The 15,108-nt window shown below is 40.9% G+C and carries 10 protein-coding genes; 6 read left to right on the top strand and 4 right to left on the bottom strand.

Annotated features, from left to right (window positions below; all coding sequences use genetic code 11):
• Nucleotides 1-448: 448 nt before the first annotated feature.
• Both OCV39_RS19915 and OCV39_RS19910 read right to left on the bottom strand, forming a co-directional pair.
• Nucleotides 449-1,879 (bottom strand): methyl-accepting chemotaxis protein, encoded by a 1,431-nt coding sequence (locus OCV39_RS19915; protein WP_261889806.1) that lies wholly within the window; start codon nucleotides 1,877-1,879, stop codon nucleotides 449-451.
• A 151-nt stretch (nucleotides 1,880-2,030) separates the two neighbouring features.
• Nucleotides 2,031-3,233, bottom strand: a complete 1,203-nt coding sequence (locus tag OCV39_RS19910; protein WP_017053127.1) for an aromatic amino acid transport family protein — start codon at nucleotides 3,231-3,233, stop codon at nucleotides 2,031-2,033.
• A 391-nt stretch (nucleotides 3,234-3,624) separates the two neighbouring features.
• On the opposite strand from OCV39_RS19910, the gene OCV39_RS19905 reads away from it, so the two are divergent.
• Together OCV39_RS19905 and OCV39_RS19900 are read left to right on the top strand one after the other, a co-directional pair.
• The gene (locus tag OCV39_RS19905; protein WP_017053126.1) at nucleotides 3,625-3,750 is read left to right on the top strand and encodes a hypothetical protein; all 126 of its coding nucleotides are present in this window, start codon (nucleotides 3,625-3,627) and stop codon (nucleotides 3,748-3,750) included.
• 314 nt (nucleotides 3,751-4,064) lie between these two features.
• Entirely contained in the window at nucleotides 4,065-5,336 is a 1,272-nt protein-coding gene (locus tag OCV39_RS19900) for a DEAD/DEAH box helicase (protein ID WP_171757209.1), read from the top strand.
• A 209-nt stretch (nucleotides 5,337-5,545) separates the two neighbouring features.
• Here the strand turns inward: OCV39_RS19900 and OCV39_RS19895 are convergent, their stop codons facing one another.
• Nucleotides 5,546-5,977 (bottom strand): FKBP-type peptidyl-prolyl cis-trans isomerase, encoded by a 432-nt coding sequence (locus tag OCV39_RS19895; protein ID WP_017053124.1) that lies wholly within the window; start codon nucleotides 5,975-5,977, stop codon nucleotides 5,546-5,548.
• Nucleotides 5,978-6,359: 382 nt separating this feature from the next.
• Between OCV39_RS19895 and OCV39_RS19890 the strand changes: the two genes are divergently transcribed.
• The gene (locus OCV39_RS19890) at nucleotides 6,360-8,840 is read left to right on the top strand and encodes an EAL domain-containing protein (RefSeq protein WP_261889805.1); all 2,481 of its coding nucleotides are present in this window, start codon (nucleotides 6,360-6,362) and stop codon (nucleotides 8,838-8,840) included.
• A gap of 144 nt (nucleotides 8,841-8,984) precedes the next feature.
• On the opposite strand, the gene OCV39_RS19885 is transcribed toward OCV39_RS19890, so the two are convergent.
• On the bottom strand, nucleotides 8,985-9,722 hold the full coding sequence (locus tag OCV39_RS19885; protein ID WP_113797875.1) for a TetR/AcrR family transcriptional regulator: 738 nt from the start codon (nucleotides 9,720-9,722) through the stop codon (nucleotides 8,985-8,987).
• 156 nt (nucleotides 9,723-9,878) lie between these two features.
• Here OCV39_RS19885 and OCV39_RS19880 point away from each other — a divergent pair, with 156 nt between their 5' ends.
• From OCV39_RS19880 to OCV39_RS19870, 3 genes are read left to right on the top strand one after another with little or no spacing between them, the layout of a single operon-like run.
• A complete protein-coding gene (locus OCV39_RS19880; protein ID WP_261889804.1) occupies nucleotides 9,879-10,955 on the top strand; it encodes an efflux RND transporter periplasmic adaptor subunit in 1,077 nt (358 codons plus the stop codon).
• A complete protein-coding gene (locus OCV39_RS19875) occupies nucleotides 10,955-12,025 on the top strand; it encodes an efflux RND transporter periplasmic adaptor subunit (RefSeq protein ID WP_261889803.1) in 1,071 nt (356 codons plus the stop codon). Before OCV39_RS19880 ends, OCV39_RS19875 begins: the two co-directional genes overlap by 1 nt.
• Nucleotides 12,022-15,084, top strand: a complete 3,063-nt coding sequence (locus OCV39_RS19870; RefSeq protein ID WP_261889802.1) for an efflux RND transporter permease subunit — start codon at nucleotides 12,022-12,024, stop codon at nucleotides 15,082-15,084. Before OCV39_RS19875 ends, OCV39_RS19870 begins: the two co-directional genes overlap by 4 nt.
• Nucleotides 15,085-15,108 lie beyond the last annotated feature (24 nt).

Here is a 15,108-nt window from a genome sequence, read left to right as displayed (position 1 = left end):
GTTGTTTTTGATAATAGATTTGAATTGTTTGGTATGAAAACCACACGATCCACATGTAAACTTTTCACCACTTTCTGATAGTAGGTACTCGTCATGGTGGCAGAGCGGGCATACAACGTCATTGTTTAGTTCTGGTTTTATTTTTATCATATTGGATCCCTGGCAGCAAAAGTAAGGAAAATCCTTATCAATTAAGATTACTCCTTTTGTCTAACTTTTGAGCATACAAAAACTTATTTATGTGTAAAAAATGAGACGCGATTCAAGTACTGGTTATTGGAATGAAATAATGCTGTTATTGAGGTTGTTGAAAGTACCCAAAGTTGTCCATAGACGTAAACTTCGTCTAACTGCTTGCTCGATGTGAAGTACATTCTGAAGATGAATAGATAAAAATAAAGCGCTCACTGAGCGCTTTATTAGTAATGGGCACAAACGTTAGATCGGATTAAACCGTGCGGTAACGTTTCAGTACTTCTCCGAGTGAATTCGATGCTTCTGTAAGGTTCGAAATACCAGCCGAAGATTGTTCAGCAACAGATTTAAGGGTATTGGATTGAGTTCGGATATCACTTAACTCTGCTGCAATATCATTCGCAACTGCGCTCTGCTCTTCAGCAGATGTAGAGATTTGAATACTCATATCCATTAAGGTGGTTGCTGAATTCGCAATTGAACTCACATCACTTCCAATATCAGAAATTAAGTCGCTGCTTGTATGTGCTTGGCTAACTGTTTGCTGAGTGATATTGGCAATATTTTGGCTTTCTGATTGTAATTTCTCGATCATCGCTTGAATTTCGACAGTCGCTGCTTGAGTACGACTCGCTAAAGTTCTTACTTCATCTGCCACGACAGCAAAACCACGACCTTGTTCGCCTGCACGCGCTGCCTCAATGGCTGCGTTTAATGCGAGTAGGTTGGTTTGTTCAGAAATCGCATTAATGGTTGTGATAACTTCGTTTATTTGAGTCGTGTTTTCATTCAAGGTTGCTACTGAATTTGACGCTTGCTCGATATATTGAGACAACTGGCCAATTTCATTAATTGCTTGCTGAACACGCTGGTGACTTGAAGCAACATGTTTAGCATCCTGATCGGTTTGTCCTGTCGCTTGTTGAGCGATGTTAGAGACTTCCTGAGCTGAGGCTGTCATCTGTTCCATTGCCGTTGCAACTGAATCTAAAGACGCATATTGATTGGTGATTTGTGCTTCGCTCTGCTTCATTTCGCCTTCAAACGAAGATGAAGTATTGCTAAGTGTTTCAGCACTCTCTTTAACGCTAACCACAAGTTCTGTTAGCGTATCCATCGATTTATCTAATGCGCAACCGATAGTGCCAAACTCATCACGTCCAGGGTGGAAGCCTAAGCGTGAAGTAAGATCACCCGCCCCAATTTTTTCTGTAGTACTAAATAGAACCCACAAAGCACCACCTAGGAAAGTCGCAACCCAGTATACAAAAATACCAAAAGGAACAGCCCAAAGGTAAGTTAGGAAAAATGAAGTTAAGGCCTGTTGTTTTTTATCGCCTTCAAGTTGTTTTACATTTTCTGTAAGGGTAAATGCTTGACCTGAAGAATGAGTAGCACTAACGGTAACCACACCATTTGTATATTGAGTTGATTGCACACCGTTACTTTTACGTAAAGAAGAGGCGGAAAGAACATCTAGATCTGAATTAGATAGCATTCCTTGCAGTTTGTATTCGGCAGCAGTGATAGATTGTGATTCAATTTGATCAATACTATTGAAATAACGAGCCCCAGCGGTTGCGGTCAACGCTACTAAAAAGAGTGCAAATATCACCCACATCTTGTCATTAATTGACATCTTTATAAATAGGCGATCAATCGTCCTAAATTGTACTTCCTTCATAAATGCTCCGCAGCAAAATTATATTGAGCCATTCTTACGAAATAGAGCACATTTTAATGTGCTCTATCGCACTTTCTTGTGAAACCCACAGTAAGTGACTTTTAATAAGTGTGATCTAAGTCATCAAAAGTTAAGTGTGAATTCAATCTAGTTAACCAAGCGGGCTTAGAATGCCAAAACTTATTAACAATTGAGCTCCAATGATAACACAGCCACAAATGCCACTAAAAACTAATGAAAGATTACCGCCTTTAACTTGGTAAAATTGATCATTATTGCCATTTTTTCTTACAGTATGAGCCATGACTGCAGGTAACAATACAGCAAGTATAGCAAGGGCTATGGCAGCGTACCCAAGTGCCATAATAAACCCTTGCGGGTAAAAGAGAGCGAAGCATAGTGGCGGAACAAAAGTAATAAGAGCAGACTGAACTCGATTTTTCGTACCTTGTTGTTTGTTAAGCGTATCACCCATGTATTCGAATAGGCCTAGGCTCACACCTAGAAACGAAGTTACTAGCGCAAGATCCGCAAAAACCCCAACAATGTTCGCTAAGTTGGAATTATGTACAGTTTGTGAAAGCGTGTTTAGTAACGCACTTAGGCCTGAATTGTTGACTAATACGGACTGGCTGATCACACCCAGTGTGACGATTTGCCATAAAATGTAAATAACCAGCGGTAGAGCAGAGCCAATCACGATCGCTTTCTTCAATGCTTTTGTTTCACCGCCCAAGTACTTCACAATAGCTGGAATACTGCCGTGGAAACCAAATGAGGTAAAAATCACTGGGATTGCCGCTACAACTAAACCTTGCTGCATAGGCATACTCAGAAGGTAAGACTCAGTGACATTTGGCGCAAGAAAGGTGAGTACGAACACCATGGCGACTAATTTTAATGTAAATAGTACGCGGTTTACCTTATCTACAGTACTTGTTCCGACAGTCACGACCATTGCGACAAGCAGAGTAAATAATAGGGTTCCTGAGGTTTGGTTCACGACACCCATATCTAGGCTGTTTAAACGTTCTGTAAATTGAGCGCCTCCACCCGCAATGTAGGCCGCACAGAGAGAGTAGAAAAGGAACAGCATGGAAAAGCTAGCAATAAACTTTCCTTTCGTACCCAAAATCTGTTTTGCGAGGGTATGGAGAGTTGCATCACTACCTGCGTATTGATGGACTTCTAGCATTAATAGTGCTGTGAAAGCCATTAGCCCCCAAAGAAAAAGCATTATGATGAGGGATGTTCCAAACCCGATGCCTGCTGATGCTAGTGGTAGAGCTAGCATACCAGCACCAATGGTGGTTCCAGCAATGATTAAAGTACTGCCAAAGATTTTTGATGTCATGAGTGTATTCTTAATTTTACATTTCAAGATGTTGTAGATACTTTTATTTGGCGATTGGCCATTCTTGTGTGTCGTATCTACTGCTTTTATCGCATTTTGAAGAATAATTAAGTGCAAAGCAATCACTTTTGTACATTATTATTTCCTTGATGTAATTTTTTGTTTACAGTCATTATGTGGCACGGTAGTACAGTCATAAGCAAACGTTTACTTATGATGTTGTTCATATTAGTTTGAGAATTATCTTTAGATCGTTAGCAAACTGTCATATAAGGTAGATATAAAGGCACGGTGGCTTTTAAAAATAAACGATGGGTTTGTCGTCTTAAGATGATTTCACACACTGAACTAACAGCCCATCTATTTTGTGTACAAGAAATGGAGGTCAATAATGAGTGACCAAACAACCAATGAAGAGAGCTTGGAGCTCTTGGATGCAATCGAAATAGGCATCGACTTATCCGAATATGAGCAGGCAGTTGAAGAGCTTGCTGATAGCATTTTTGCAAATAAATAGATAACCGTTGTAGCCAGCACAATCATGTGCTGGCTAAATCTATATTAAAGGGCTCAGTAACTAAGAGCCATGTTAACTAAGAGCGATGTTAACTAAGAGCCATGTTAACTAAGAGCGATGGTAACTAACAGCTATAGCAATTGAGAACTTTAGCAATTAAAAACCTTAGCAATTAAAAACCTTAGCAATTAAAAACCATAGCAATTAAGAACGGTAGTAACTAAAAACTACAGTAATTAAGAACCACAGTAATTCGTGAAAGCGATGAACAGTTTTGTTACAATCCGCGCCTCTTTGATATTTGAGCGCAATTCATGTCTGATACCACTCTTACCTTTGACCAATTAGGTCTTTCCAAATCAATACTCGCAACACTGGCGAAACTGAACTTTTCGCAACCTACTAGCGTGCAAGAGCGCGCAATTCCTCATGTTTTAGCAGGAAAAGATGTATTAGCAGGCGCTCAAACGGGAACAGGGAAAACGGCCGCTTTTGGTTTCCCTATCATTCAACGTTTATCCCAGAATCCAATTGATAGAGAGTCTCATAGCAAAGTGGTTCGTTCGTTGATTTTGGTTCCGACGCGAGAGCTTGCTCAGCAGGTCTTTGATAATTTAGAAAGTTATGCCGAAGGTAGCGATGTTAAAGTCGTTGTTGCTTATGGTGGAACGAGTATGCATGTTCAAACAAAGAATCTACGAGGAGGTGCTGATATTTTGGTGGCGACTCCGGGGCGTCTTATTGATCACCTCTTTGTGAAAAACATTGTTTTAAACCAAACTGAAACTTTAGTGCTTGATGAAGCCGATCGTATGCTAGATATGGGGTTCATGCCTGATATCCAACGTATTCTTCGTCGAATGAACGATGAGCGTCAGACTTTATTTTTCTCGGCAACGTTTGATAAAAAGATAAAGAAAATAGCGCACGATATGATGCGTGATCCGACTGAAATACAAGTCACACCTTCAAATAGCACCGCAGATAAAGTGAAGCAACTTGTCTTTCCCGTTGATAAAAAACGTAAAAGCGAGTTATTGGCGTATCTTATTGGCTCTCGAAACTGGCAACAAGTTCTTGTCTTTACTAAGACTAAACAGGGAACAGATGTGCTTGTCAAAGAGCTGAAATTGGACGGGATCAAAGCAGCATCCATTCATGGAGATAAGAGTCAAGGCGCACGTCAGAAAGCGCTCGATGATTTTAAATCAGGCAAAGTACGCGCTCTTATTGCGACAGATGTTGCCGCAAGGGGACTGGATATTCAGCAACTAGAACAAGTTGTGAACTTTGAATTACCTTACAAAGCGGAAGATTACGTGCATCGAATTGGGCGAACAGGCCGAGCAGGTAACGAAGGCTTAGCGGTATCACTAATGAGTAGGGACGAAGAATACTTACTTGAAGCGGTAGAAACGCTACTTGATACTCGCTTACCGCAAGAGTGGTTAGCTGGTTTTGAACCGAGTTTGCTTGGCGATGTTGAAGAAGATCGCACGCCACATAAAAAAGGACGCTCAGCCGACAAGCGCAAAATGAAGGCTAAGTTGAAAATTCATCAGAACCGAGGCAAAGCGAAGCGTTAAGAATTCGCCTGTGCGGATTTAGTCGTCGGGGTTTGGATGGGTGAGTTGATACGCGATAGCTTATGTGGATAGTTTATGTGTATTGCTGAGACAGCTATCGGCTTTATCGACTCACATAAGGCTTATTCACTTAAACTGATATCTAGTGGTAAACGGTAACGGGCTTTGTCTGGTGAAAACAAAGCCGTTTCGTTATATCCACCAGTGGATTAAAATATATCCAATAAGCGGATATCGATAGTTAAAACAGCATTCGGTCCAATGCTACTGCGATTTCCCTTTTTCCCCCACGCCAAATCTGGCGGGATTACAAATTCATAGCGAGAACCTAATGTCATGTATTGTAGTCCTTCGGTTAAACCGTCTATTGCTTCTTCCACACTAAATTTTTCTGGGCTGTTGGTCTTGTATGTATCTGCGATAATTTTCCCGTCAGTTAACAGAATTCTTTGATGAACCTCAACACTATCATCCATTGTTGGTTTGCGTTCATTCGTAGCTTCAATCACGCGATACATTAAGCCGGAATCAGTCATCGTGACGTCCGATTTTTGTTGATATTTGACAAGAAAATCTTCACTTTGCTTTCTATTTTGCCCAGCGGATCCTTTACCACTTTTTTTATCTTTATTGCGTGCCATTATTTATATTCCAAGCTGATAAATTGATTGGTTTGTAATTTGACTTTAGTTATATAAAAGCCTGATATTTCTACATAAAGAAATATATACATAATAATTAGTACCATTAAATATCATACCAAACCTAACAAATTACGGCTCACTTATAATTGAACGTAATGGTCACTTTTTGCGTGTTGGCACAGGAGTTAAATGTTTTTTCATATTTATGACGGTGAACAACAGATTCAAGCGACATTATTTGAAATATACGTAAAGTGGCATATCATTTTAGCAGGGCATAATATTCAACGTATTGTCACTTGCTACTAAAGTGACGAGCCACTCACGTGAATTTCAGTTGCATATTCGTGGAGTAGGCCAAGGAGGCATTCGTTCACTTATGTTTAGATCATTATGGATTTGCTTTCTAATATTTAGTGGCTCTTTAACTGCGTCTGAATTGAATATAGATGACAGATTTGAACAACAAAATTTAACGTCGCCTTTAGATACTGCTCTTGATATTGATTCAAACTCAGCTGAATACATGCTCGAAAATGCAAATTTTGATACGGCCTCATACCAACATTCCACCTCTCCAAATGCCGATACGTATTGGTATCGAATCCAACTGTCTGCTTCACAGCTTAAGCGGCCTAAAAATCTAGTATTGCTTTCTCAAAGCCACCTATTGCAGCATTTAGATTTCTATCTATTTAAAGATACGACGCTGATAAAGGCTGAGTCGCTCGGAATTCTCGATAGGCCTATGACGAATGAACCGTATAAGGGCGTAAATTTTGAGTTTACAATTCAAGACGATGAGCAACTCACATTGCTGATAAAAAAGCAAAGTGATGGTCCTGCCATTATGCCTTTGGTTTTAATGGATGAACCTGAGTTCGCCCGTCAGCACATGAATACACTGTTTCTTTGGGGTGGCGTTATAGGGATGTTCCTTGCGTTAGCGGTTTATAATGGCTTTATATTTTCTCTAAATCGACATAGTTCGCAATATGGATGGTACTTACTGCTGCAACTTTGTATGTTTCTTCAATTTGCACCGTTACATGGTTTTGGCTATTTAATTTTCCCTGATGTATTTTGCCGATGGTTAGGCACTCATATGGGTGTTTTTCACCTATTGATGCTTTGGTGCGTATTACGGTTTGGTTTCCATTATCTAGATATCAAAAAATTTAGACCGACGTTAGGAAAGCTTATTGGAAAAAGTTCGTGGTTTTTCATTATTCTGCTGGTGGTAAGCTTTCAAATTGCTGAATTGCAACGGATGTATGTCACCTCGGTTCTTATTGTCGTTGTCAGTTATATATGTATCAGTACTGCTATCATCGCGTTGAAACAGAAATATTCTCCAGCACTGTTTTATCTACTTTCTTGGGTGTGTACCTTTGTCGGGGCTGCGGGTGGATTTCTTACTTATGCGAATGTGTTACCACAGAATATAGTGACCTTACACAGTTTTATGCTTGGTGTGTTAGCTGAGTTATATCTGCTATCGGTAGGGCTTGCGAAGCGATTACAATATCAAGAACACCAAGACAAACAGCACCGCTTGATTGATCAAACGTTGAATATGCCCAATCAGCATTTCTATCAATATGTTCTGAATGATCAGTTCATTGCTCGTGGCATCGATATAAAACGAGTCAAGTTGATTTTAATTTATGTCGAAGGATTAGATCATCTCATTAGTACATTGGGTAATGAAATCGTCACAGTTGAAACTAACACGTTGTTATCTAAAGTAGCCAAACCAATCTCTGAATTACCTTGGCAGCTGAGCATGAGTTTAGATCAGGAACATTTTGGTGTGTGTATTCCTCCACAGCAGACTTTAATTTTTGTAACTGATGACGAGAACACCGAAACGCAAATAGAAAAGGTGCTTCATATTTGGCAAAAGCAATTAGCGAGCAGTATATATTTTTCAGACTTATATCTTAGGGCTGCGAGTGCGAATCTGAGTGATGGAGATGATGGTATTTCAAGCCTCCATCAAAAGGCTTATATGGCATTGCTAGAGGCTCAGAAAAGTGGTTTAAAATGGCGGCAATTCAACGAAAAAATGACTGAAAAGATAGAGAGTCATGTAAGAATTTTGCATGATCTTAGGCTGGCGATATACGATCAAAAAATCGATATCTATATTCAACCAAAATTTGATCTGCACACGAATATCGTTGTTGGTGGTGAAGCCTTGATGCGTTGGACGCACCCTTCTTTGGGCATGATACCACCGAGTGAATTCATTCCAATTGCTGAGCAAAGTGGTCTAATTCATAGCCTCACTCGTATCGCAATTGAAAAAATGTTTGCTTGGGTTGCAATGCGAAGAGTCGACATTCAACTGTCTATCAATATTTCGGTTCTTGATCTTCGACAAAAGGATTTTATCGATTTTTTGCAATTCAAAAGAGATGAGTTTTCAGTCGATGCTCATTATATCACTTTCGAAATTACTGAATCTCAAGAGTTAGAGAACTCCAGTGAGCTTATTAAACGTGTCTGTGACATTAAACAATTGGGCTTCGCTATCTCAATTGATGATTTCGGTACAGGCTATTCATCAATGGCTTATCTAAGCCAATTGAATATTGATGAAGTAAAAATAGACATGATGTTTGTGAAGTCGATAGAAAATAATGTGACGAATCAAAAAATTGTCCGAATACTACTGAATATGGCGGATGTTTTTGGCGCTGAAGTTGTCATCGAAGGAATTGAGACGCACAAAGAGCTTACTGTGATAAAACGGCTCGGAGGTAAAGTCGGACAAGGTTATTACTGGTCTCCAGCGATTGATATCAAAAAGTTTGAGCAACAATATCTGCATGAGACACATAGTATTGAATGCTAGGTTTATGTAAGGCTCTTGGGCTATGTTTTGATTCCCATTCAGCCTTTCCATAAGTTACTGTCTTCACATTGGTATTAACGTCTTAGTCGGTCGCTGGGAAGCAAGATTATCCTTGAACCTCTCGTGGTGCCATTTTATCGAAAATCACTCGGATAAGTCCGATTTTCGGTTACAGTTCATCTTGCATTCTACTTCATAAACTATCTCATTAAGTGAGGTCGGTTTCAGTTCATCTTGCGGGGCAATATGGAGTTTTCTAACCATACTTTGATTAAAAATCTGCCAGTGATTAAGTAAACATTGTGACTCACAAGTTGTTTCGTTGGCCCAAGTCTCTTTCATGAATGGAGTGAGACTCGCAGCGGCGTGCGCAGACATGATGGATTGCCACTTTATCTCTTCTATGCGGATCGGCGTTTCCGGAAAATCTCGGTTATAGTCAGCCTCAAGCTTATACACCACCGCTTCAATTTCACCCACGCTATCAATAAAGTAGTCTAATAGCTCTCCGGCCTGCCTCACAGCATCAGCGATAAACTGGATTGGCTCTTTTCTAATGAGCATGTGTGCTTGCATTCTAGTTATAAATAGATAGAGCGTTGTATTTGCGGTCAATCCTTGTGGCATTTCTTGAAGAATATGCTTCATATACGCCAGCATATACTCATGTAAAGAGTCACTAATGGAGTACCAAATGTTCTCTTTGCTGCCAAAATGATGACGGATCAAACTGTGTGAAACGCCAGCTTTCTCACTGATATTTCTTAGTGAAACACGCTCATACCCGAGCTCACAAAACATTTGAGCGGCAACGGTAATGATTTGATGCTTTGTCTCTTCTGCCGCCAGAGCACAGCGGCGACCTTGTTTTCTTTCCGTCATACGAACCTTCTTATCATCTAAGCTGTCTTTTTATCAGATTTCACAATATTTTTCATAAAAATAATTACTGCACAGGTGGAAAGTATACTTGATCTGAACATAAATAACTATATACTGCCCGCATGTATAATAAACCTGAACGTATTGGATTTCGTTATGATTAACTCCCCATCGTTATTTAGTAGTCAGCTGAAATTGACGGCAGTGATTGCTCTGAGTTTTTTTATGGTTGGCTGCAATCAAGCAAACTCAGAACCACAAAAGAATATTATTAAGCCAGTGAAACTCATCACGGTTCCAGATCTATCTAGCCAGCATACGGATAATTTCTTAGCGAAAATTGGTGCCACTGAGCGCGCAGAATTATCGTTTCAAGTCGCTGGTGAAATTGAGTCAGTGCCAGTAAGAATGGGTGAGATAGTTGAGAAAGGGCAGGTGTTAGCACAGCTTGATCCTACGGACTACCAAATTGCGCTAGATGCGAAACAAGCTCAGTTTGATCTGGCTAAAACTCGATTCGACAGAGCGGAGAAACTGTACAGAAAGAAGTTGATCAGTACCGATTCTTTTGACCAAACAGAAACGTCTTACCAGGCTGCTTTAGTGTCCCTTGAGCAAGCGAAAACAGATTTGAGTTACACGGCAATTTCTGCTCCTTTTGATGGTGTTGTATCACTTGATTTCAGCAAAGCACATGAACTTGTTGCGCCTAAGCAAGTGGTGTTGAACCTCATCAATAATGTAAAGATGGACGTGACGTTCAGCATTCCGGTGAAATACGTAGAAAAGAATGGTTTATCCGCAATTAAAAAGACGCAGCTTTTTGTTCGAATGGATAGCCATTTGACCCACCTTATCCCTGCAAATTTCAAAGAGATCTCTACTCAGGCCGATCAAGATACAAACAGCTATACCGCGGTTGTTAGCATCACTAAGCCTGAAGGTATTAACCTGTTGTCTGGCATGACTGGGCAAGTGCAAGTAGTGAATAGTGAAAGAAGCTCAGGGTTCAAGATTATGGATTCGGCGTGGATCACGAAAAACAGTGATAAAGGAACACTTTGGCTTTTTGATAGTGAAAGCAAGCAAGTTGAAAAGACCCAAGTGATGCTTGATGACGAAGGTTACGTATTAGATGGCTTGAAGCAGGGTGACCTCATCGTCGTTGCTGGCGTTAGTGACATTTCGGAAGGACAGCAAGTGAAAGTATGGCAACGAGAAGGTGGAATCTAATGTCGTATAACGTGAAAAAAATAGGTTCATTATCTGTATTAATGTTGGCACTGACTGGCCTTCAAGGTTGTTCAGATGCAGATGTTGTTGCTCCGTCACCTCTATTACAAGTTTCAACGCTAACCGTCGATGCACCTTTAGAGAGCCAGTATCGCAGCTTTAACGGTCAAGTAGTTGCGGCCGAGTTAACGTCTTTATCCTTCCGTATTGAAGGAGAAATCAATCAAGTTGCTGTTCAACCTGGGCAACTTGTTAAAAAAGGTCAAGTGATTGCGACTTTAGACGATCAAAAAGCGAAGCAGAATCTAAAAGATGCGAAATCTCAATTAAACCTAGCAAGTCGCCAACTGAAGCGTGGCAACGACTTATACCGTAATGAGATGGTCTCAAAAGCTGAACTAGATGAATTGACTGCGAACTATAAATTGATGTCTGCAAACTTGAAAGCGGCGGAAATGGCCATCAAATACACACAACTACGTGCGCCATTTGATGGATTAGTGTCTGACGTTCCAAAAGACAATTTTGAAAATACAGCAGCAGGTGAAGTGGTCGCTACTCTATATAAAAACGACACGGTTTACGTACGCATTCAAATTTCAGACAGCGTTTTGGCGATGCTAAACCCAGAAGTTAATTCAGAAAGCTATCAACCTAGCGTTCGATTCTCAGGGGTTGACCAAGCTTATCCGATGAAATATTTAGAGCACACGAGTGAGTTACATCCTCAGTCCCAAACTTATGAATTTTGGCTACAAATGCCGCAAGTTTCCCAGATGATCATGCCTGGAACAAGTGCAACTGTCACTGTCGATATGATGAAAGCGGGCTTGAGTACTGTTCAGGGATATCAGTTGCCGATGACAGCATTGGATGCAGGGAGAGAAGAGGGTGAGTTCTTTGTCTGGAAAATGGTCAATGGAGCGGTTGAAAAAGTGAAAGTTGGCGTTGAAGAAACGACCAGTCAGGGTGTCATTGTTGAATCTGGCATTACTCAAGGAGACGTATTAGTGACGTCTAATCTAAGAAAACTTCGTCAAGGCATGGAATTAAAAGGAGCTGCTCAATGACTATCGCAGAGTACTCGATTCGTAACAAAGTAATCAGTTGGTTATTTATCGTTATATTAGCGATTGGTGGTGTGGTTTCATTTTCAGATCTAGGTCGTTTAGAAGATCCAGCATTTACCATTAAAGACGCAATGATCATTGCAAACTACCCGGGAGCAACGTCCCAAGAGGTAGAAGAAGAGCTGACATATCCGCTAGAAAAAGCGATCCGTCAGTTGCCGTACATAGATAAAATTACATCAACGTCATCAAACGGCATGTCACAAATGATGGTGAGCATGAAGATGGAGTATGGCCCAGACGAACTTCCTCAAATTTGGGATGAAATGCGTCGTAAGGTCAACGATCTTCGACCTGCATTGCCATCTGGTGTCACTTCTGTACAAGTCATGGATGATTTTGGTGATGTTTACGGCGTGATGATCATGCTAACGGGCGATGACTTTGACTATGTTGAACTTAAGCAATATGCCGATTACCTAACGCGCGAAATCGAACTTGTCGAGGGCGTGGGTAAAGTGAGTATAGCTGGTGATCAACAAGAGCAGCTTTTCGTTGAGATCTCATTAGAGAAGCTTGCCGCGGTCAATTTAGACATGTCCATCGTGAACAATTTATTGAATCAGCAAAATAGTGTTCAATCTGCTGGTGAAGTCATGCTCAATGGACAAAAACTTACCATTCGACCAAATGGCAGCATGAGCACGGTTGAAGAATTAGAAGAGCTGATCATTCACGGACGTGATACCGGTAACTTAATTCGCCTAAAAGACGTTGCAGAAGTGTCACGTGGTATTCAAGAAAAGCCGTCAAATATCGTCACTTATAACGGTAAACCAGCGATCAACCTTGGCATATCATTCAGTTCAGGGGTTAACGTTGTTGAAGTTGGTAATGCGCTTAGCAAAGAGCTTCAAACACTTGAAAACATTCGCCCTGCGGGTGTAGAGCTAAATTATTTTTACAATCAATCGGCGGAAGTTGACCAATCGGTTAAAGATTTTGTTATCAGCTTAGCTGAAGCTGTCGCTATTGTGATCATCGTTCTGCTTTTTGCTATGGGGCTTCGAAGCGGCATCATCATTGGTTCGGTATTACTACTGACCGTAATGGGCACCTTCATTCTGATGAAGTGGAATAATATCGAACTGCACAGGATTTCACTTGGTGCTTTGATTATTGCTCTAGGGATGTTGGTTGATAATGCTATCGTTGTTGTTGAAGGCATCCTTGTCGGCATTAAGAAAGGACGTACGAAGGTCCAAGCTGCTAATGAGATCGTAAAACAGACACAATGGCCACTGCTTGGTGCAACGATTATTGCCATTACTGCGTTCGCTCCAATCGGTTTGTCTGAAGATGCGACAGGTGAGTTCCTTGGCGATCTTTTCTGGGTACTATGCTATTCGCTTTTCCTAAGTTGGGTGACTGCGTTAACCATCACTCCGCTGTTGGCTAATCTATTATTTAAAGATGAAAAACCACAAGATGGCGATGAAGAAATAGACCCATATAAAGGGGCGCTATTCACTCTATTTAAATCCATGCTGACATTTGCATTACGATTCAGATGGCTTACCATTGCTTCAATGGTTGGATTGCTGGTCGTCTCCATTATTGGGTTTGGACAAGTGAAACAACAATTCTTCCCGCCTTCAAATACACCGATGTTCTACATTGATATGTGGATGCCTGAAGGTACTGATATCCGTGAAACATCGAAGCAAAGTAAAGAAGTCGAGCGTTATATTCGTGCGCAGGATAATGTTGAATTTGTTACTACTTCGACAGGACAAGGGCTACAGCGTTTTGCACTAACCTATCAACCAGAAAAAAGCTACGAAGCATACAGTCAGCTACAAGTGCGAATGAATGATCGTGAGCATATGTTTGACCTATTGCACTTGCTGGATAAAGAGTTAGCCACGAAATTTGACCAGCCATCATTCCAATTTAAGTTGATGGAGTTTGGCCCTTCGCCTGCGTCTAAAATTGAAGCAAGGATCAGCGGTGCCGATCCACAAATATTGCGTGATATTGCGATTCAAGTAGAAGATATTCTTGCTGCTGACTCAGGTTCTAGAAACATTCGACATGACTGGCGCGAAAGAACGAAGGAACTGGTTCCACAGTTTAATGAATCTAAAGCGCGTCGTTTAGGGATCTCAAAGCAAGATCTGTCAGAAACATTGCAAATGTCCTTCGGAGGAAGTTCCATCGGGCTGTTGCGTGATGGTACGCATATGCTGCCGATTGTTGCTCGCTTGCCAGAAAGTGAGCGTGTCGATTTTGAATCGCTAAGTAATGTAAAAATTTGGAGCCCAACCCTTCAAACTTACATTCCGGTAGAACAAGTGATCGATGGCGTTAAGTTAAGTTGGGCTGAGCCACTGATTCAGCGTCAAGACAGAAAACGTACGCTTACAGTATTAGCTGACCATAATGTTTTGGGTAATGATACCGCGGCGAGCTTATTTGCACGCGTGCAACCAAAAGTCGAAGATCTTCATCTACCTGATGGCTATGTTATTGACTGGGGTGGTGAGTACGAGTCTTCAAAAGATGCACAAACATCTCTGTTTGGTTCATTACCAATGGGCTACTTGTTGATGTTCATCATTACGATGCTGTTGTTTAACTCGGTGCGCAAGCCTCTTGTTATATGGTTCACAGTACCTTTAGCCATTATTGGTGTATCGGTAGGCTTACTTGGCTCAAATCTACCATTTAGCTTTACAGCTTTCTTAGGTTTACTAAGCTTAAGTGGAATGATTTTGAAAAACGGTATTGTTTTGTTAGATCAAATTAATATCGAGTTAGAGAGTGGGAAGGATCCTTACTTAGCTGTGGTTGATAGCGCGGTTAGCCGTGTACGACCAGTTTCAATGGCAGCATTGACCACCGTACTAGGCATGATTCCACTTGTCTTCGATGCGTTCTTTGGTTCAATGGCTGTTACGATTATGGCGGGTCTTGGCTTTGCTACGGTACTTACATTGATTGTAGTACCTGTGCTATTTGCTATTTTCTATAAAATCAAACCATCCACTGCCGGCTAATTTGATTATTTACCGCCAAGCCCT

Origin of the sequence: Vibrio cortegadensis, from assembly GCF_024347395.1 — a bacterium.
GTDB classification, from domain to species: Bacteria; Pseudomonadota; Gammaproteobacteria; order Enterobacterales; family Vibrionaceae; genus Vibrio; species Vibrio cortegadensis.
The sequence above is the reverse complement of the archived record's forward strand: the minus strand, read 5'-3'. Positions and strand labels throughout refer to the sequence as shown.

Excerpts from the sequence above, each read along its gene's own strand:
- OCV39_RS19885 (WP_113797875.1), bottom strand. The coding sequence starts at position 9,722 with ATGACGGAAAGAAAACAAGGTCGCCGCTGTGCTCTGGCGGCAGAAGAG.
- OCV39_RS19905 (WP_017053126.1), top strand. The coding sequence starts at position 3,625 with ATGAGTGACCAAACAACCAATGAAGAGAGCTTGGAGCTCTTGGATGCA.
- OCV39_RS19895 (WP_017053124.1), bottom strand. The coding sequence starts at position 5,977 with ATGGCACGCAATAAAGATAAAAAAAGTGGTAAAGGATCCGCTGGGCAA.
- OCV39_RS19915 (WP_261889806.1), bottom strand. The coding sequence starts at position 1,879 with ATGAAGGAAGTACAATTTAGGACGATTGATCGCCTATTTATAAAGATG.
- OCV39_RS19875 (WP_261889803.1), top strand. The coding sequence starts at position 10,955 with ATGTCGTATAACGTGAAAAAAATAGGTTCATTATCTGTATTAATGTTG.
- OCV39_RS19900 (WP_171757209.1), top strand. The coding sequence starts at position 4,065 with ATGTCTGATACCACTCTTACCTTTGACCAATTAGGTCTTTCCAAATCA.
- OCV39_RS19910 (WP_017053127.1), bottom strand. The coding sequence starts at position 3,233 with ATGACATCAAAAATCTTTGGCAGTACTTTAATCATTGCTGGAACCACC.
- OCV39_RS19880 (WP_261889804.1), top strand. The coding sequence starts at position 9,879 with ATGATTAACTCCCCATCGTTATTTAGTAGTCAGCTGAAATTGACGGCA.
- OCV39_RS19890 (WP_261889805.1), top strand. The coding sequence starts at position 6,360 with ATGTTTAGATCATTATGGATTTGCTTTCTAATATTTAGTGGCTCTTTA.
- OCV39_RS19870 (WP_261889802.1), top strand. The coding sequence starts at position 12,022 with ATGACTATCGCAGAGTACTCGATTCGTAACAAAGTAATCAGTTGGTTA.